The following is a 19106-nucleotide window of genomic DNA, read 5'->3' on the forward strand; positions in this document are numbered from 1 at the left end:
GAGTGGGACGCAATGAAATACAGAACTTCAGGCTTGCGGTTACTGGGAATGCCATTGGCGGCTCTGGCGACTGCCATCATTAGTGCAAATGCTGCCGCAGAAAATGAGCAGGTAATGGAAACTGTGACGGTTACCGCCCAGGCAAGTAATGCGCGCAGCGACTTGGATAGGCAGCGAGACGCCAATAAGGTCGTAGCGGTGCAAACTTCTGATGCGATTGGTGAACTCCCCGATGCCAATGTCACAGAGGCGTTACAGCGGATGCCCGGTGTATTTATTGCGAGAGATCAGGGTGAGGGGCGTTTCGTTGGGGTACGGGGTATAGATCCAAATTTGAATGCGGCGACAATTAATGGCGTGAGCCTGCCGGCACCGGAAACAAACACCCGGGCGGTAGCCCTGGATGTTATTCCATCGGACTTACTGGCGAGTTTGGAGGTATTTAAAACTCTTACACCGGATATGAGCGCAGATTCTATTGGCGGTGCCATTGAGATCAAAAGTCTGAATGCCCTGGATTATGATAGCAATCGCTACAAGTTCAGCGTAGAGAATAGCTACAGCGAGCTTCAGGAAGAGTACAGCCCCAAAGTGGCTGCCACCATGACCAATATTTTTGAACTTGATGGAGAGAGCCGTCTCGGGGTGGCCTTGGCGCTAAGTCATCAGGAGCGGGATTTTGGCTCAGATAATATTGAGACTGACGGTAGCTGGGAAGAACTGACCGCTGAAGATGGCTCTGTAGCTAAGGGCGCGACCGAAATAGAACATCGCGATTACAGTATTACCCGGGAGCGCACAGGTCTTGCTGCCAACTTCGACCTGGAACTGGGCAGTGACTCAAGCATCTATCTCCACAGCTTGTACTCAGATTTTTCTGATCAGGAAATCCGCCAGCGCAATTCCTGGAAGCTCGATGATGAGCGCGATGAGCCGGAGACTATTTCGGCCAACTCGGCAGAATGGGAAGAGGCCGCGTTGGAGAAGTCCCTGAAGGACCGCCTGGAAGAACAGGAAATTATTTCTGCGGTATTTGGTGGCGAGCATATTTTTGAGCAATGGGGATTGTCCTATGCCTTGGGATATTCCCACGCAGAGGAATCTGAACCCAATCGACGCGATACCGATTTTGTCTTGGACTCCCTGCGTTTGGGGTATGTTGAAGCTGGTGATACTCCCCGTATGGCGGTGGGAAGTGAGGATGTTGAAGCAGTATTGGACCCGGCCAGTTATCAACTCGATGAGTTGGTCATTGAAGATAACTTTACTGAAGATGAAGAAATCAGCTTCCGTATTGATCTCAGTAGAGAAATTGATTGGGCTGGCAATCCTTCAGTAGTTAAATTCGGATTACATGAGCGTCAGCGAGAAAAGGCTGGTGACTTAAATGCGACTGTATATGAAGGGTTTGATGGGGATTACACTCTGGCGGACTTTTCTCACAATAGTATCGATTATGGTTTGGATGCATTTGGACCTGGCGTCAATGTTGGAAGCCTGAATAGTTTTATCAATGCTAACCTCAGTGATTTTGACATAGATGAGACGGAGACCGCTTTGGCATCCACCCGTGACTACGCAATGAATGAAGACATCACGGCCTTGTATGTGATGAATTCTATTGAGTTGGATCGCTCCCAGCTGGTTTTTGGGGTTCGCTATGAGCGCACCGAATTTACTGCTGAAGGAGTGAATGTGGCAGAGTCGGAAGAGCCCCTGCCGGGTGCCGATTTAATTTCAGAAGGGGTTTATGCCACTGAGGTTAACTACGAGCGGGACTACGACAATTTCTTCCCCAGTATTAATTACAAGTTTGATTACAACGATAATGTTGTTCTCCGTGCAGCTTATTCGGAGTCCTTATCGCGTCCATCATTTGGCTATTTGAACCCCTCTCCGGCCAAAATTGAATACGATGATGGGGAACTGGAAGTTGAAGCTGGAAATCCAGAGTTAGACCCCTATGAATCCCGCAATATCGACCTGTCTGCCGAATACTATGCGGACGACCTGGGTATGTTCTCTGTGGGACTTTTCCATAAGAGTATCGATAACTTTATTGTTATGTCTGAGGTTTCCAGTAATACCGATTTTACCCGTTTTGTAGGTGATTTAGCGGTTGATGATGCTGAAGTATGGCAACCGATTAACGGAGACAACGCCCGTATCAGTGGTGCCGAACTGGCCTGGACTCAAGGTTTTGAAAATGGGTTCTTACTCAGGGCCAATGCAACATTTACCGATTCAGAAGCTGATCTGGGTCTCAATAGCAGTGATCGCAGTGACAAAATATCTATGCCTTCCCAGGCGGATTTTGTCGGCAACTTTACTGTAGGCTATGAGCGCGATGCCTTTAGTATGCGCCTGTCAGCAGCTTTTCGCAGTGAACGCCTGCTGGAAGTAGATCTTGAAAATGAGGCTAATGACCGCTACGAAGAAGACCATTTGCAATTGGATTTGTCGGCCCGCTACCGCTTTGATAATGGCCTTCAACTTACTTTTACTGGGGTTAACCTCACGGATGAACCTTACTATGTTCACACGTCTGGGTTTAATGGTCAGTACGAAGAATACGGTCCGACCTATGCGATTGGGCTGAGCTATAGCACTTTCTAGAATTTACACTGGAATTTTTGGATTAGTGCAATTTTTTACCCTGATAAAGCCCCTGCAATATTGTGGGGGCTTTGTTTTTGTAAAAATAATATTTTCTGTCAGTTACCGATAAGTCCTAAGCAGGTTTTATTATGCGTTTTTCAATAGTGGGTGTTTTGTCCTGCCTTATATTACTCGGATGTGATCTTGAAAAGGATAGTCAAAGATTATCTTCACAAAAGATCATCTCTTTAAAGGGGCTGATAGCTGAACAGATTCAGCTGGTCAGTTTCCCTAAGCAGCAATACTTGTTGCTATCCAGTAAAGATAAGGGGCTAGTGCTTGTAGATGAGTCCGCAGAAATACAAGTTCAAAAGGATGGCAGAGTAGAGGCACTTGCCATTCAGCCAAGGGAAGGTGGTAGCTACCTGGTGGCGGCTTACGAAGAGCAGGAAGCGCAATTACAGCTATATCAATTATTTACTGATCTAAACGATGATTTGCAGCTTCAACTTTTAGGAAAGCTTGAGAGTGCCAAGCCTGTGAGCGCACTCTGTTTTTCACTACAAGCAGGAAGAGATCACCTGTTTGCCATTGGAGAGGACGGACGGGGGTTTGAGTACCTGCTTTCTCCCAGTGATGAGCACTGGGACTTTACCGAGATACGCCCAATATATTTGGGGGAAGAGGTTAATAGTTGTAGTGTGGATAACCGTCGGGGGCGATTACTGGTATCACAGCCGCCTGTAGGGATATTGGCATTGAATGCCGATGCAGAGCGAGATGAGGAGCGTGAGCTTTTAATCTCGGCGAAACAGCTCGGTGATGATTTCGGCAGCTTGCGATTGGGTTATCAGCAGGACCAAATCTGGATTGCTGTGGAACAGGGAGTACAGGCTTTCGACTTGTCAGGAAGTGATAGGCCCGACCAGTCTTGGACATTGCCTGCAGAAAGTCCTGCCTCTATAGCAGTTTTTGGTGATAGGTTGGCCGTGTTAAATGATAATCAGAGTGAAATAACCTATTTCCCGATAAATACCAAGCTGACCAGCGTTACAGATAGTCCGCTTGAGATTGTTCCCACTGTTGCCGCCAGGGGACAAACTGACCCCGTTCACTCTTATGGGGATGCTGCCGATGATCCCGCCATTTGGGTGAACTCTCATTCGCCGGCAAACAGCCTGATTTTTGCTACAGATAAAAAAAAGGGGCTCAATATCTATCATCTATCAGGCGGCTTAAAACAGCACTTTCCGGTAGGCAGGGTTAATAATGTTGATATCCGTAAAATTTCCCACCCTAATATCGATGCGATTGCCGTTGCCTCTAATCGTACTAACCCCGGTTTGGATCTATTTTCTATCAGTACAACGGGCGAGGTGGGGTATCTTGGATACCGGGGTATAGGGCTTCATGATCCCTATGGCTTGTGCCTGCAACAGGACGATAGTGGGCTTTATGCCTGGGTTTCTGATAAGGAGGCCAGCTTGCATCAGCTCAAAATCAATGTCTCTGAGTCCTCCAATGAGTTTGAGATTGAGCAGGGTATCCAGTTTGATGACTATGGACAGGTTGAAGGCTGTGTTGTGGATGACCAGTTCGGAACCCTGTTTTTTGCAGAGGAGGACCGGGGGATTTGGCGGCTGGACCTAAAGTCCTTATCAGAGGCCTCTCCAGAGTTGGTGGCAGAAGTGGATGGTGAAAAGCTGGTGGCAGATATAGAGGGATTGGCACTTTATCAGGATGGCGACAAGGGCTATCTAGTGATATCCAGTCAAGGTAATGATAGCTATGCACTATTCAGCCGTAGTGGGAATGAATTTATTACCCATTTTCGGGTTGGTATGAACCCCCAGTTAGGTGTGGATGGCAGTTCGGAGACCGATGGTTTGGCCGTTACCAGTTCAGCTTTGGGTGCGGAATATCCTCAAGGTTTGTTAGTTGTTCAGGATGGGCGCAACCGAATGCCCAGCGCAGCCCAGAATTTTAAATTGGTTGATTGGAGGGATATCAATCGTCTGTTGTCTCACTAGCGGTATCGGGGTTTTCAGGCTGGCTTAAATTGTTAATATTGCGGGCTCTCTGAACCAGGTAAACCAGAGAGCTTGCAAGTATCACTCCAACGATATCGGCGGCCAGATCAAGTAAGTCAAAAGTCCTTGAGCGAACAAATGCCTGGCTTATCTCTTCAATCAGGGCAAAGCCAAGCACTGCGATAGCACCATAGTAAATTCTAATAAAGCCGAGCTTAAAATAAGTGGCGCGGGTGGCAGGTATCAGGATAAGGCCAAAAGTACCAAACAAGGCGATATGGCCTAGTTTATCGCCATAGGGCATAGCACGGACAAGGTCAAAAAATATACTATTCGATCCGGTATTGGCTAGATAGATAATCCAAAGAATAAAGAGAAAAAATAGTAAGGCTGAAGCCTTGAGAAATCTTGACATAATACTTATTGATACAGTTTTGTCTAATCTTGTGAAGTCTAGATGTTGATTTTATCTATATCTTATGAGAGAGGAAAGAGAGGCCTTAAAAAACTGTGAGTTAACCAGATTGTGATGGCTCAGTATCAATTATTTTTGACTTGCAGTCTTCACATAGATAGACGATTCCCCTCAGATCTTGCCACTTGCATCCGCTGGTATATTCACAGCGCCGCATCTTGTTATTGCAGTTACTGCAGATAGGGGGGGTGTTAATTTTCTTCTGTTCCAGTTGCCAGTTAAGACCGTATAAAGTAAGTATAACCCCAAAGGTAATGGCCATTAAAAGTTCGTCATATCGTTGAGCGTAACCCGAAAGAAAAACTGAAATAATAAGTATTATAGTGAAAAATAATAGTGGAAATATTTTAATTAATTTATATTCATCTTTTAATCGATTTTCAAATTCTATTTTTGCTCTATAGTCTTCACTGTATTCTTTTAGATCTTTTGCTTGTAGGTTTTTTTTCTTATTTTTCATTTTTTTATTGTTTGAATCGGTTAGCTGATAGCTGTTTTTCTAGAAATAATTAATGTTGAACCTTCCTTACTTTATTAAAAGTTAATACTCCACCCCATGGTGATAGCTTCACTATCTATTTCATCCAGAAACGTATCGCCCCCAATTTTTGAAAACTGTTCCCACTCTATCCGTAGGCTCCATTTGCCCCTATAGCTATAGTTAATACCAGCACCATATGCCCAGTGGAATCCATTGCTGCTATCGGTTAATTCACCTCTGATTGGAGTTAATTGTTCTATTAAACTGCCATCTTCAAGCCGGTATAGGATAAAAACTTCACCCTTCTGAATCTCATTGGTTTCCGCGTACCAGATGCCGGTGCCAAGTTTCCCGAATAAGCTAAATGACTCTCCCAGGGGAAGATACGCCAGGGAAAATATATTGAAAAGCTGGCTATCAAAATCAGAGAAATAGTTTAAATATTCACCATCCCCATATGAGATAGGGGTATCCAGTTGGTACTTATTGAAATTTTGATAGCTGGCTTCAAATGCCAGGTAAGGTGTCCATCGAATTCCTGCAAATAGTTTCCAGGCGTTATTTTTATCATCACACCGACTGAGATCCACTTGATCTAAGCTGGCGCTAATTTGTTGAACTCGCTTCTCTGCTTCGCTACACAAGTTATTGGCATGCTGGTTACCAAAAGAGATACCAGCATATTTGTGTGAGTAGAAATCGGCGCAAGTAAGGGCTGGTAAGGAAAGTAGAAAAATAATAAATAGGGGGCTAAAGCGGTTCATGGCTTGGCCTTGTTTGGCTTATATGGGGGGACCGCTGAAGCTGATTTTAGAGTGAAATTTGATTAAGGCAACCACCAAAATAATAACGTCTTTTAGATTGGTCGAAGGTAGGACCTACTCTATTAACTGGATTTGGCGCCTAAAGGTAGAGTTCCCAGTAATAGTTCGCGGGAACTCTATTTAATTTGTATAAAGTTATAGGTGTCAATTAGCAAAATTCAAAAACGCCGCCCTAAACCCAGTGATAGTGTTTCTGCATTGAAGTCTACTCCAGTGGGCTCCAGTTTTTCCCACTCCAGTCTCCAAACCCAATGATTCCTATATACATAATTCATCCCGACCCCAATTCCCCAGTGAGGGCCTTTGTGGTTTTGGGACTTGCCTTTATCGAGCGTCTGAAGTTGTGTTGTGAATTGTCCATTGGATAATTGCTGGGGGAGATAAAATTGAGCGGATTGTTGCTCTGATAATTTCCCTCTCCAAGCTCCGCCCCCGACTCTGGCAAACATATTTATGTTGGAGTTAATAGGATAAAAACCCAATAAAAAGGCGGTCAATAAATGTGTTTTAACCTGGTATGCAGCCTTTGCATACTCTCCATTTTCATTATTGGTATAAAAGCTGCTTTGCGCAGCTGAAGGTTTTAGATAGCTGATTTCAAGGGCGAGGTATCTGTTCCAGCGCAAGCCGCCATAAAACTTAATCGTACTGCCGCTACTATTGCAATGAAAACGTCCGTCTGTAGATCCTTGAGGAATCTGTGATTTTATCCGGGGGTTTGCAGATGAGCAAAATTGAGGATAAGAGGTTTCACCGAGGGTAGCCCCAATATATTTCCTGTTGGCAAAGTCAGCGCTGGTATTTGTAGCGAAAGTGAATATAAGGCTGGAAAACAAGCTTGTTTTTAAGGTGGTCTTAAAATTATTCATGATCTGTCCTGTGCTTTGTTTATTTTTATTTCAAGCACAGTAAAGCTAGATCAGGGCTTTTACTTAACAAGTCATTGGCGTGAGGGCCTTTAGGTATCAGGCCCTGTATTCAAAGTCTGAGTAAGCAGTTGGCTGTTAATTTCTAAATGCCAAGCTTTGCTCGCATCTCCAAGAGTCTTTTCGAATTTTCTTCCTTGGAAAGTGGTGAGCCGGGGTTTTCCTCCAGCTTTAATTGCTCTGGAGCAGTTAGTTTTTCTCCCCCCAGGACTCGTTCACATATTTTTCGATAGTGCTCGGCAAAGACCGGGTAGGCGATAGACTCAGGGTTATTGGCAAGAAAAAACCAGTTGGATTCCCGCCCAGCGTGATAGATCGCTAAGTGGCTCCAGTTGTAATTGGTTTTGGGGCTTGGGGCATTGCAGGCCTCGCGATAGGCGGCGCGAGCTTCCGGTAAACCATTCTCCCCAGCGGCGCACAGCTGCAGCATTTTATGTACGGTGGGCAGGTACTCGCTTTGCAGGATCGCTCGCTTGGCACCCTGCATAATATCCTGGGGAGCGAAAGCAAGCAGAGCCTCCAGCCAGAGGCGCTTGGCATGGTGAAGGGTTTCAGTGTCTGGAAACGCTGCGCTGAACTGGTTGTGATAATTCAGTTTAAATAGCGCAAATACTTCATTGATTGCGCGCTTCTTTTCGTTCAGCAGTTCCTGGCTCTGTTCACTACCAGTTTGTGTCTGTGAGTATGTCGCCGATTGACCGGTCGCGGGTGCGCTGGTTGGTGTTGTTGTGGGAGTCTTGTGGATTGCCATAAGAGTTTCCTATTGCCAGTTTGTTGCGCTCCGCCCACTGGTGGCGCGCGTGACGCACAAATACGGCGTCCCAGCTTTTACGTGCGGCATTTTGACCGCGCCAGTAAATAATAAATTCCGGAACCAGGGATAGAGCAAAGTCGCGATCTATCTCGCATTGGTTCATCAAATGACTCAGGCAGTCACCACTGGGCTGCCAGTTGCGGGAGATAGGTTTGGCCACCGGGTTTTTCTCAATACCCTGGCAGTAATAGGCCCACTCTTCCCGCGCATACTCGATAAACAGTTCACCCCAGCGGGCACTGTGGCCACCGCGCTCGGTCCATTTATAAATAAATTCCGGCAGCAATTCGGCGGCAAAGCGCGGATTGATTGCCAGGCGCTGCAACTGCTCCCAGGTGTGCTCGCTGGGCTGCCAGTCGCGGGACATAGCAGTGGGCTTGCGTTTTTCGATAAATGGCGTGTCCTGCTTCTCCCAGTCTTCCATAATCCAGTCATTGAATTCCAAATCCCAGGAAATGGACTGCTTGCCACTGGAGCGGTGGTAATCGAGAAAGCGCTGTAGGCCGCGGCCGACAAAAGTGCTGGGGACTCCCTCGTCCGCCAGCTTGCGTAGGGTCTCATCGCTGGGTTGCCAGCCGTTGGGCAGTGGCTGCTTGCGCTGAGCCGTTGCGCGAAAAGCCTCCCACTTGCTTTTAACCTGGCGCAGGAACAGGGAGCCAAAGGAGTGGCGGGGCTCGGCGCGCTCGCGCCAGTAAGTGACAAACTCTGGCAATTGCTCCCTTACAAAGTGCTCGGGAATACCCAGTTGGGCGATTCGCGCCATGGTTTCACTATCCGGCTGCCAACTGGGGGCAATGGTGTTGGCATTGCGGTTGGACGGGGTAGGGGGTGTTGCCACCGGGCGCTTGTACTCACCGGGCAGGGCGAACTTCAGAATCTCGCTACTGCCGAATGGTGCCGCCCCCAGCAGAAGGGCACCCTGGTTGCGCAAGCTGGTGGCCACCCGCTGGATATCTGCTGCCTGCCAGAAGGGCAGCAGCAGGTATAGCTGCTCCCCCTCGGCGGTATACCAATCCCGGCCTCCGTAGGGCTCCAGGGGAAGGAATGGAGCCAGGTCGCCAAGCGCAGTGAGCAGCACAGCTTCCTCCAGGCCGACAGTGGCAGCCAGAGAAGGAGAGATACTCAGGGGTCTTTCGGGAAGCAGGGGATGTGTCATGGCGCGATAATAACATTCCGTCGCATCGCATGCGCGATCATTGGCGAATCCTCAGCCTTTTCCTGCCCCTGGTGCCAACCACTAAGCTGAAGGATGAATTGACTGCGAAATTTCGGCAGACGGTGCGCTGCCAACTGTTGCCTTCCCCTAGCGGTAAGGTTGTAACTTTGTCGCTGTAATTGGTGTTGCGGGAGAGCAAGATGACGAAGGAGCAACAATCTGCGCCAACGGTGTTCCGTTTGAGTGGAGTCAATTGTGCCGGTTGTATTAACAAAATTGAGACTGCGGTTAAGGCCGTAGCTGGGGTGACTGATGCCCGGGTAAACCTGTCCGATAAAGTCCTGTCGGTATACGGCCCGGCAGAGGCTGAATCCTGTATCGAAGCTGTCCGAGGCGCGGGCTACGGCGCCGAACTCCTGCGAAGTAGTGAACGAGAGCAGCGCGCGGAACAGCGGGAGCAGACACAGCGGCACTACCGCCAGCAGTTGTGGCGCTCGGCATTTGCTCTGGGCGTGGGCGTGCCAATGATGGCCTGGGGGCTGATCACCGACAAAGTATCGGTGAATACCCCTGCGGAGCAGCTGGCCTGGGGTGTTATGGGACTGATTACCCTGGCGGTGCTGGTCTTCTGTGGCGGCAATTTCTTTAGTGGCGCCTGGAAGGCACTGCGTCACCACAATGCCACTATGGATACGCTGGTGGCCCTGGGCACGGGAACGGCCTGGCTCTTCTCCATGATCGTGGTATTGGTTCCCCATCTCTTACCGGAAGCGGCACGACATGTGTACTTCGAGGCCAGTGCCATGATTATTGGCCTGATCAGCCTCGGCCAGGCACTGGAAATTCGGGCTCGCGGGCGCACCAGTGCCGCAGTGGAGAAGCTGTTGGAGCTCCAGGATACATCCGCGCGGGTATTGAGAGACGGCCGAGAGGTGGATCTCCCTATCGAGCAAGTGCAGCAGGGAGACCAGCTGCGCGTCCGCCCCGGCGAGAAAATTCCGGTGGATGGCACTGTGCTTGAAGGGCGCAGCCTGGTGGATGAATCCATGCTCACCGGGGAACCAGTGCCAGTAAAAAAGGCGGAGGGTGACAGCCTCGCCGCCGGCACCCTGAATAAAAATGGCAGCCTGTTGTTTCGCGCAGATAAAGTGGGTTCCGACACCCGCCTCGCGCAGATTATCGAGATGGTAAAGAATGCCCAGAGCTCCCGGGTACCTATCGCGCGCTTGGCGGACAAGATATCCGGTATCTTTGTGCCAGTGGTGATGATTATTGCCCTGGTGGCCGCACTGGTTTGGTTCAACTTGGGCCCCGATCCTCGGGTTGCCCATATGTTAGTAGTACTGACTTCGGTGCTGATTATCGCCTGTCCCTGTGCCTTGGGGTTGGCGACTCCCATGTCGGTTATGGTGGGGGTGGGCAAAGGTGCTGAGTACGGTGTACTGGTGCGCAACGGCAAGGCCCTGCAACAATCCTGCACCTTGGATGTCCTGGTTGTGGATAAAACCGGGACTCTCACCGAGGGTTCTCCGCGTCTGACAGATATCGATAGCGATGGCGACAGCGATGAACTGCTGCGTTTGGTAGCGAGCCTGGAGCAGGGCTCAGAGCACCCCTTGGCCGAAGCCATAGTGACGGCAGCTCACGATAAAAACCTTGAATTGCAGTCTCCAGCCAACTTTGAAGCCATCACAGCTCACGGTGTGAGTGGTGATATCAGTGGCAGTCGCGTGCTGTTGGGGAATACCAAGTTAATGCAAAAGGAAGCCATTTCCCTGGATGTCTGGAATGAGCGGGCAGCCACGTTGGCTGCGGCGGGGCGCACGGTGATGTACGCCGCCGTGGACGGCAAGTTGCGGGGGATTATTGCCGTAGCCGATCCGATTCGCGCTGATGCGCAAGCTGCAATCGAGCGACTGAACAAACTGGGTTTACGCATTGAAATGCTTACCGGGGACAATCACGGCAGTGCCGAAGCGGTTGCCCGGCAACTGGGCATCGATCGGGTTCACGCAGAACTATTGCCGGAAGATAAAGAGGGGATCGTCGCTGAATTGCAAAAAAAAGGCGAGCGAGTGGGTATGGTGGGTGACGGGATTAACGATGCCCCGGCCCTGGCGCGGGCCGATGTGGGCTTTGCGATAGGTGCCGGTACCGATGTTGCTATTGAGAGCGCCGATGTCACCCTAATGCGTTCCTCCCTGCACGGGGTCGCCAATGCCGTGGAGTTGTCCCGGGCCACTTTGCACAACATCAAGCAAAACTTGTTTGGAGCTTTTATTTATAACACTCTGGGTATTCCCATCGCCGCCGGTGTCCTCTACCCGATTACGGGTATGTTACTGAGCCCCATTGTTGCCGGTGGTGCTATGGCGCTTTCCTCCCTGACGGTGGTCAGTAATGCCAACCGCCTGCGCTTCTTTAAACCATCGGAGGCTCGCTAAATGGCTGAAGTTCTCGTAAATATCGTCGGTGTGCTGATGATTCTGGCTGTTATCTGGTGGTTTTGGTTGGGGCCAAAAAGAAGTGCCAGTAAGGCGACGCCGAGCACGGATAATTTACAGATTCTGGTTAAGGATGGAGTTTACGAACCGGATCTTATCCGCCTGCCCGCCGGTCGCACAGCGACTTTGCATTTTCACAGGGAGGACCCAAGTCCCTGCTCCGAGTGGGTATTGTTTCCAGACTTGGAAGTCAGCGCTCAGCTTGCCCTGAACCAGGACACCTTGGTGGAAATACCAAAAGCCGAGCCGGGTGAATACCCGTTCAACTGCCAGATGCAAATGTATCGGGGCACATTGATACTGGAGTAACAGTAAATGTCATTCTCTATGGGGGTGTAATAATTCCCCGGGCCAAGACGACATAGATTTAACCAATACCCCAGAGCCGCCTTTCACCTGTATGGAGAGAGGGGCTCTGGTCAGGCTGGTGACTAAGCTCTAATTTGTTAAGAGGTCGTCAACAAATGTCATTTCTTCTTCGAAAACTTCCCTTCGCCCTGGTGGCCATCGCCTTTGCGCTTATTGCGGCGGCGCTTTTTTCCGGCCAATGGGGTGGTATCAAGCGCGTATTTGAATTTTACGGTGTCACTAATGAGGAAGTGCTTTCCTCTATACGTTTACTGACTGCCATTATTTTTTCAGTCGCCGCTATTTTGGGGGCGCTCGTCCTTCGCTTTGAGCGAGTTGTTAAGCCCCTGGCAATCCTTCTGATTTTAATATCGCTAGTGCCCCTACTGAGTCTTCTTGGCAGCGGCCATTGGATCGACTCCCTGGGCGGCTTTCCGGCAATTGGCTCAGGACAGGGGATAATTAAGTACTTTGCCCTGTTAACCTTGGGTATTACCTGGTTGTATCGGGATTCGTTGAGTCCACTAAAGCTGATATGGCTCAATTATTTCCCTGTCGGCTTGGTATTACTCTGGATTGGTGGGATGAAATTCACAGCGCTTGAGGCTGAGGGGATTGAAGGTCTGGTAAGCACTTCGCCACTGATGTCGTGGTTATACAGTGTATTTAGCGTGCAGGTGGCCTCAAATCTTATCGGTATATATGACTTGATTGCGCTGGCTATCCTCGCCTTGGGTATTTATATCCGGCAGCTGTTTTGGCCGGGACTATTGCTTTGTGCCGCAGTATTTATAACAACCCAGACCTTCCTCTACTCCTACCCAGGCAGTTGGGTAGCTCCCTGGCAACTTAGTTCCAGCGGTATTTTTATTATTAAAGACCTGTGGTTTATCGCAAACCTAATATTAATCCTGGGCTTTAGAAACTCCATGATTAAATCTTAAAGCTGATGGGGTCAAAGAGTTGCTCTGAGGCCCCAAAATATCGGTTTTGATTCATTGGGGATACTATTTGTAAGTTATCGAAAGGTAGCATTTTCTGTGGACTCAGAGATATCTGGTCGGCATGAATTCAGTAAAGTGAAAGCTTTAAAAAACTAATATTTTTAATTGTCATTGGAAAACCCTCTGCCCGATTAGTTATAGAAGAAGTATTGGCCGTTGTTTTCTAGGTTTTTTCTATTTCAATTTTGTCGTGGGTGCACCGTGTTTTTTTGCCGGTAAGCGATAGGTGGAGTTAGTTAGGGTTTCATATTGATTTCTGGGAGGATTTAAGTGTGAAATTCATAGTTCTTCCATATTTTGTTTTTATATTTTTATAAGCGGTATATTCGGATTTATACCTGGCTGCCCTTGCTAGAATAAAATACCACTAAATGTCGCTTTTATTGATTTTATGTTGCAGTAATTGCCCGAAATTGTGGTCTTATTTTTTGTTTTGGGTCGTCATTTTTCTATTTTTTAAGAAATTATTTTGTCATTATTTATGTTTTTATTTTTGTGTTTATATGGAACTTTTAATGGGATGGTATTTATTAAAAATTAGACTTATCTTTCGGTGACACGCTAAAAGTTGTTTGTTTAAATTATAAAAATAATAGGAACCGTGCCAATTAGTGGTGGTCCATAACTCTGTCGCTAGCGTTGCAGGATTTACATCCTCTAAAAGTAAAAATTTGTGTTCAGCTGGGGAAGGAAGTTGAGCGTAAAGTAATAAATGGGCAGAGATATGATTCTACGTAAGAAAAAATTAGCATCCGTATTTAAACAACCGATAGTCAATCGCACATTAATGGCAGTGGTATTAGCCGGTGCCAGTTCTAATGCTTTCAGTCATGGTTATGTTGAGGCCGCTGACGGTGGTGTAGCTTCTGCGCGTGGTACCCTGTGTAAATACGCATTAGATACCGGTGAAATGAACTTGAATTGCGGTGCAGTTCAGTGGGAACCACAGAGTATTGAAGGTCCTGAAGGCTTTCCCGATAGCGGCCCTGCCGATGGGCAAATTGCCAGTGGAGGAAGCAGTGCCTGGTCTGAGCTTAATGAACAGACATCTGATCGCTGGGTAAAAAATTATATTAGCTCCGGTTGGCAAACCTTCAAATGGTACTTCACCGCCAACCATGTAACTCGTGATTGGAAATACTATATTACTAAAGAAGATTGGAATCCGAATTCAGTCTTGACTCGCGATCAATTTGATCTCGACCCATTCTGTGAGATAGATGGCAATTATGAACAGCCAGATGTAAATACAACTCATGAGTGTCAGGTGCCGGATCGCGAGGGCTATCATGTAATTCTGGCTGTTTGGGATGTAGGTGATACGGTTAACGCTTTCTACAATGTTATCGATGTAGAGTTCGATGGCGATAATGTCACTAATACCGAGTGGAGCGCTGCGGGTACCATCAATCCGACGCAGGACTTGAATGTTGGCGATAAAGTATATACCCGCGTATTTGATGGCTCAGGTGAAAACTCATCTTACAGCACTGTTTTGGAAATTGCCTCCGAAGAGCAGGGCATCGCTGAAAACTGGTCACATGATTTGGCTGAGTTGATTAATGTAGAGCAGACCGATATCCGCGCCGGTGATTTCGATGGTGATAATAGTTTTGAGCCTCTGTACGGTATCAACCGCATTTATCTAAAAGATGGCAGTGGCCTGGAAAATGTCGAGATCGGTTACGAGTTGAGCGAAGAAGAGCCCAACTATGAAGTAACGGTAAGTGGTCTTGAAAGTGAATACACAATTACAGGCGGTGCTATTTCTCTAGACTTGGCTCTCAGTGCTACGGGAGATGTCAGCGTTGAGGTTACAGTGGTAAATCATGGCGGTGATACTCTATCAAGCTATAGCAATAACATTGATGATGGTGATACTGCCAGTACTAGCTTGACTCTCTCAGAGACTGTAGCAGGGCACCACATGGTTGTAGTGGTGGTAAAAGATCGCGATGGCAACATGGTTGATCAAAATACCCTGAACTTCTATCTGGTTGAAGATACCTCAGATGATGACTCCTCTAATGGGGATGATGACTCCTCGAACGGCGACGACGACGCTTCTAATGGTGACGACGATAGCTCCAACGGCGATGACGACACCTCTAATGATGACGACGATACTTCAAACGGAGACGATGATAGCTCCAATGACGATGACCAATCCTCGAGTGATCAGGATTATGATTATGTCTTCCCTAGAGGCCATAGAAACTATGCTGCGGGTACTAAAGTCCTGGGCCGTGATGGTAATGTCTACGAGTGTAAGGACTCTGCTTACTCCCACTACTGTAAGGAAGTGAGAAGAGGTGCAAAACAGTTCGAGCCGGGTGTTGGCGGGAACTGGGAGATACTCTGGGAAAGACTGTAATTTGTTCCCGATAAGATAAAAAAGGCCCCTTTTGGGGCCTTTTTTATAGGTAAATTAGTAGGTGAAAAATGGCCTTTTAGGGCAGAGGTTCAAGCTTGGTAATAACTTAAAAACATCGCAGCGGTGCGCTCGGCCAGTGCCTCTTGCTCGGCGGAGCTCGGTGGGCCAGAGAGTTGAAGTAACTGAGGCCAGTAGCAACCGCCCTTAATCAGGTTGTGAATCTGCCCACTGGCGACCTCTATGTCGAGAGACTTTAGTCGCCCATCAGCTACGGCAGATTTGATCCAGCGCTGCACCCCGGTTTCATGGGCCTTATATTTTTCCATTTCCTTCTGTAGTGCTTCCGGCTGGTGGAAGAAGTAGTCGAAGGCCATGCGGTTAAGCTCAATATACTGCGGGTTGCAGATCGTTTTTATTTCCTGCTCTAACAGTGTGTGGAGTTGTGATTGCATATCACTATCCGGGTTGTAGTCACAACCGGAGGGCTGGGTGGCCTGCTGCCAGAGTTCACCGATCAAATGCATCACCAGGGCTTCTTTACTGGAGAAGTGGTTGTACACGGTGCGTTTTGATACCTGTGCTCGGGCTGCCAGCTCGTCCATACTCGTGCCCTGCACTCCCAGCTCCTGAAAAGCCTGCTTGGCGGCATCAATAATAGCTTGGCGTTTCAGCTCACTTCTGGTTGGTTTCTTTTCAGTCATGGGTATCTCTGTGAAATCTGGGCCGGGGGATTCCATTGCCGGCAAGTTACTTCTTACGCAAATTTTACACTATATAGTTTACTTTCATATAGTTAGTTTATACACTGCACTGTATAGTTTACATGGTGAGTGAAATGAAGAAGCGCTGGTGGATTCTGGCAGGAGTGATTGTTATGTCGGTAGGTCTCTTTGGTAGCTGTACAAATCAACCCGAGAAGTTCCGCAACAGTGATACGGACTACAAAGTCAGTAGTGGCGGTATAGTTGAGATGATCGGCGCCTACATTAAGGCGGATCGCGCAGCCCCCGCACCGGTGAAGCCTATTCCATTGCGACAGATTCCCGCTGCGGAGCTGGCTGCCCCAGTCGCTGAGAGTGCCGTATATCGCCTCGGGCACTCCACAGTACTGATTCGAATGGATGATCAGTATGTTTTGACAGATCCGGTATTTAGCAAGCGGGCATCCCCGGTTCAGTGGATGGGCCCGAAGCGCTTTCATCCATTGCCCATAGAGATTCGAGACTTGCCTTCGATTAAAGCGGTCGTTATCAGCCATGACCACTACGATCATTTGGACAAAAATAGTATTCGCGCACTCAAGGATAAAGTAGAGCAATTTATCGTTCCTACCGGGGTGGGAAGTCGTTTGCGTAACTGGGGAATTCCGGCCGAAAAAATTGAGGAGTTGGCCTGGTGGGAATCGTTTGCCCTGGGCAGTTTGCACTTTACCGCGACCCCGGCTCAACATTTTTCCGGGCGTGGACTAACGGATAAAGACTCAACATTGTGGGCCAGCTGGGTAATTGAAGGGCGCGAGGGCCGTATATTCTTTAGCGGTGACAGTGGCTATTTTAGTGGCTTTCGTGAAATTGGTGAGCGATTTGGTCCGTTCGACCTGACACTGATGGAAACGGGTGCTTATAACAAGCTTTGGAGTTCGGTTCATATGATGCCCGAAGAGAGTGTACAGGCACATCTCGATCTCAGAGGGCGAGCAATGTTACCTATCCACAATAGTACTTTTGATCTTGCTCTGCATGACTGGTTTGAACCATTCGAGCGTGTAGAAATTGCTGCGGAAAATCGGGCTGTAAAGCTGTTAATACCGGTGATAGGTGCACCGGTAAAGTTGAGAAATCCATTGCCAACCAAATCCTGGTGGCGGGAACTTTTAGTTGAAAAAACTAAATAAGTTATCGCTTAAGTTGTGGCTAGGTAAATATAAGTTATACATCTTTTGTTCGTTTAAATTTTTTCCAATATCTAAATATTTAAGTGGCTGTACTATGAAGTCAAAAACTGTATTAATCACAGGTGCCTCTTCAGGGATTGGGGAGGCGTTTGCTTATGAGTGTGCGAATAAGGGAACTCATTTGGTTCTCGTTGCTAGATCTCAAGCGGGCTTGGCAGAAGTCAGCAAGAAAATTAAAGAGAAATATCAGGTCCAAGTGTCCTTAATTGCTATGGATTTAAGCGTAGAGGGGGCTGCACAGAAATTATTTCAGAAAACGAAAGATAAAGGACTTGATGTAGATATTCTTATTAATAATGCTGGATTTGGGAAATGGGGCAATTTTGAGGATTTTGATCTTCGAACCTATAAAAGGATGCTGCAACTCAATATTAGTACATTGACAGAGCTTTGTTACCTATACCTTGATGGTATGAAAAGTAAAAGATCTGGAGGAATTATAAATGTCGCCTCAGGTGCGGCCTTAATGCCAGTGCCCTATGCAGGCGTATATTCTGCATCCAAAAGTTATGTCTTGAATTTTTCAGAGGCTTTATGTAACGAATTGGAAGGTACAGGTATCACAGTAACTTGTTTATGTCCTAGTGGAACTAAGACAAACTTTGCGGCAGTGGCAAATAATGATGTAAGTGTTGATGAAAAACAGTATGAAAGTGCGGAGCATGTAGCCAAAGTAGGGTTACATGGATTTCTTGCCAACAGAAGCTATGTGCTTTCAGGGAAGCAAAAGGTATTACTTAGTATCTTGCCTCGAATCTTAAGTCGCGCTAAGTTATTAAAATTATCTGGGAATGTATTTAAAAAGATAGTGGATAATAAAAAAACAGAGATAGTTAAAGGCCGTTAAGTGATTTCCTGGAAGTGCTTTGAGGATAGCCTAGATTGTTTATGCCAGGGCTGTCTTTTGAGAGATTTATATTAGAATAGATTTTTATAGGTTTTGTGATTTATCTTGATTTCCTTACTTTTTCTTTTAAAAATAAGTAGGCTGCCAACCCCAGTTGTCACACTATTAAACCCAGGTTCTCTTTCTTTTAGATCAGTCTTCGTTGGAAGTAGTGGTTGATGTCCATCTCTCAGGCTCAATTATATGCAGAAAACGGGTAAAAGTATCTTTTGGCCTTTTCAGGCCTCTCGAAGAGAGTGTACAGCGCATCTGGAACTTGGTGGGGGAGCAGTACTGCCTATCAACAATAGTACTTTTGATCTTGCCCTACACGATTGGTATGAACCCCTGGAGCGCGCACAGGCGGCAGCCAAAGATCAGGGTGTCACTTTGGTAACGCCTATCATTGGAGAGGCTGTTCGCCTGCAATCTCCCAAAGCAACAAAGGCTTGGTGGAAAGATGAGATGGCTACGGATTTACGCCTGGTGAGTGAGTAGAGAGGTTCTGTGAAATTGCTATTAGTAGCTGTGTGCCAGATAGGTGTTGGTATATTTTCTGTAGGCGAGCTGGAGGTAAATGCCAGCTCGTTTTTTAGTTTTCCACCTTACTAAGTGCCCTTGGCCTAAGGTTCTGAAGAGCAATTATCGTCCTCTGTGATCATATGTAAAAGATAACCTGTACTCCTAACAGATATACGTCCTTCTCTAACGCAGCTTGGAAATCCGTAATTA

General features: G+C 47.5%; 16 protein-coding genes. 9 read left to right on the forward strand and 7 right to left on the reverse strand.

The window, feature by feature from the left end:
• Window positions 1-12: 12 nt before the first annotated feature.
• Both ACJJIL_RS01825 and ACJJIL_RS01830 read left to right on the forward strand, forming a co-directional pair.
• Complete coding sequence (locus ACJJIL_RS01825; RefSeq protein ID WP_445361069.1) at window positions 13-2616, forward strand: TonB-dependent receptor; 2604 nt, start codon at window positions 13-15, stop codon at window positions 2614-2616.
• 131 nt (window positions 2617-2747) lie between these two features.
• Window positions 2748-4628 (forward strand): phytase, encoded by a 1881-nt coding sequence (locus ACJJIL_RS01830; RefSeq protein ID WP_445361070.1) that lies wholly within the window; start codon window positions 2748-2750, stop codon window positions 4626-4628.
• Here ACJJIL_RS01830 and ACJJIL_RS01835 read toward each other — a convergent pair.
• From ACJJIL_RS01835 to ACJJIL_RS01860, 6 genes are all read right to left on the reverse strand, one after another.
• Window positions 4606-5043, reverse strand: coding sequence for a VanZ family protein (locus tag ACJJIL_RS01835; RefSeq protein ID WP_444896014.1), 438 nt, complete (start codon window positions 5041-5043; stop codon window positions 4606-4608). The two genes, ACJJIL_RS01830 and ACJJIL_RS01835, sit on opposite strands and share 23 nt — an antisense overlap.
• 100 nt (window positions 5044-5143) lie before the next feature.
• Complete coding sequence (locus ACJJIL_RS01840) at window positions 5144-5563, reverse strand: hypothetical protein (RefSeq protein ID WP_445361071.1); 420 nt, start codon at window positions 5561-5563, stop codon at window positions 5144-5146.
• A 74-nt stretch (window positions 5564-5637) separates the two neighbouring features.
• On the reverse strand, window positions 5638-6348 hold the full coding sequence (locus ACJJIL_RS01845; RefSeq protein WP_445361072.1) for an outer membrane beta-barrel protein: 711 nt from the start codon (window positions 6346-6348) through the stop codon (window positions 5638-5640).
• Between the two features lie 218 nt (window positions 6349-6566).
• Complete coding sequence (locus tag ACJJIL_RS01850) at window positions 6567-7277, reverse strand: outer membrane beta-barrel protein (RefSeq protein ID WP_445361073.1); 711 nt, start codon at window positions 7275-7277, stop codon at window positions 6567-6569.
• Between the two features lie 142 nt (window positions 7278-7419).
• Window positions 7420-8085: a replication protein P gene (locus ACJJIL_RS01855; protein WP_445361074.1), complete on the reverse strand. Its 666-nt coding sequence runs from the start codon at window positions 8083-8085 to the stop codon at window positions 7420-7422.
• Window positions 7997-9304, reverse strand: a complete 1308-nt coding sequence (locus tag ACJJIL_RS01860) for a DnaT-like ssDNA-binding domain-containing protein (protein WP_108734619.1) — start codon at window positions 9302-9304, stop codon at window positions 7997-7999. Before ACJJIL_RS01860 ends, ACJJIL_RS01855 begins: the two co-directional genes overlap by 89 nt.
• Before the next feature lie 200 nt (window positions 9305-9504).
• Between ACJJIL_RS01860 and ACJJIL_RS01865 the strand changes: the two genes are divergently transcribed.
• From ACJJIL_RS01865 to gbpA, 4 genes are all read left to right on the forward strand, one after another.
• Entirely contained in the window at window positions 9505-11748 is a 2244-nt protein-coding gene (locus tag ACJJIL_RS01865) for a heavy metal translocating P-type ATPase (RefSeq protein WP_445361075.1), read from the forward strand.
• Window positions 11749-12117: a cupredoxin domain-containing protein gene (locus tag ACJJIL_RS01870; RefSeq protein ID WP_282931156.1), complete on the forward strand. Its 369-nt coding sequence runs from the start codon at window positions 11749-11751 to the stop codon at window positions 12115-12117.
• Window positions 12118-12272: 155 nt separating this feature from the next.
• Window positions 12273-13100, forward strand: coding sequence for a DUF417 family protein (locus ACJJIL_RS01875; protein ID WP_444915455.1), 828 nt, complete (start codon window positions 12273-12275; stop codon window positions 13098-13100).
• A 784-nt stretch (window positions 13101-13884) separates the two neighbouring features.
• Window positions 13885-15534, forward strand: a complete 1650-nt coding sequence (gene gbpA / locus ACJJIL_RS01880) for an N-acetylglucosamine-binding protein GbpA (protein ID WP_444915456.1) — start codon at window positions 13885-13887, stop codon at window positions 15532-15534.
• Between the two features lie 89 nt (window positions 15535-15623).
• Here gbpA and ACJJIL_RS01885 read toward each other — a convergent pair whose 3' ends face one another.
• Complete coding sequence (locus ACJJIL_RS01885) at window positions 15624-16235, reverse strand: TetR/AcrR family transcriptional regulator (RefSeq protein ID WP_444915457.1); 612 nt, start codon at window positions 16233-16235, stop codon at window positions 15624-15626.
• A gap of 134 nt (window positions 16236-16369) precedes the next feature.
• Between ACJJIL_RS01885 and ACJJIL_RS01890 the strand changes: the two genes are divergently transcribed.
• The 3 genes from ACJJIL_RS01890 to ACJJIL_RS01900 all read left to right on the forward strand — a co-directional run bounded on the left by ACJJIL_RS01890 (window position 16370) and on the right by ACJJIL_RS01900 (window position 18872).
• Window positions 16370-17428, forward strand: coding sequence for an MBL fold metallo-hydrolase (locus tag ACJJIL_RS01890; protein ID WP_444915458.1), 1059 nt, complete (start codon window positions 16370-16372; stop codon window positions 17426-17428).
• On the forward strand, window positions 17412-18335 hold the full coding sequence (locus ACJJIL_RS01895) for an SDR family NAD(P)-dependent oxidoreductase (protein ID WP_445361076.1): 924 nt from the start codon (window positions 17412-17414) through the stop codon (window positions 18333-18335). Before ACJJIL_RS01890 ends, ACJJIL_RS01895 begins: the two co-directional genes overlap by 17 nt.
• Window positions 18336-18578: 243 nt before the next feature.
• On the forward strand, window positions 18579-18872 hold the full coding sequence (locus ACJJIL_RS01900; protein WP_444915460.1) for a hypothetical protein: 294 nt from the start codon (window positions 18579-18581) through the stop codon (window positions 18870-18872).
• Window positions 18873-19106 lie beyond the last annotated feature (234 nt).

This window comes from Microbulbifer maximicatervae (SeqCode) (assembly GCF_052468095.1).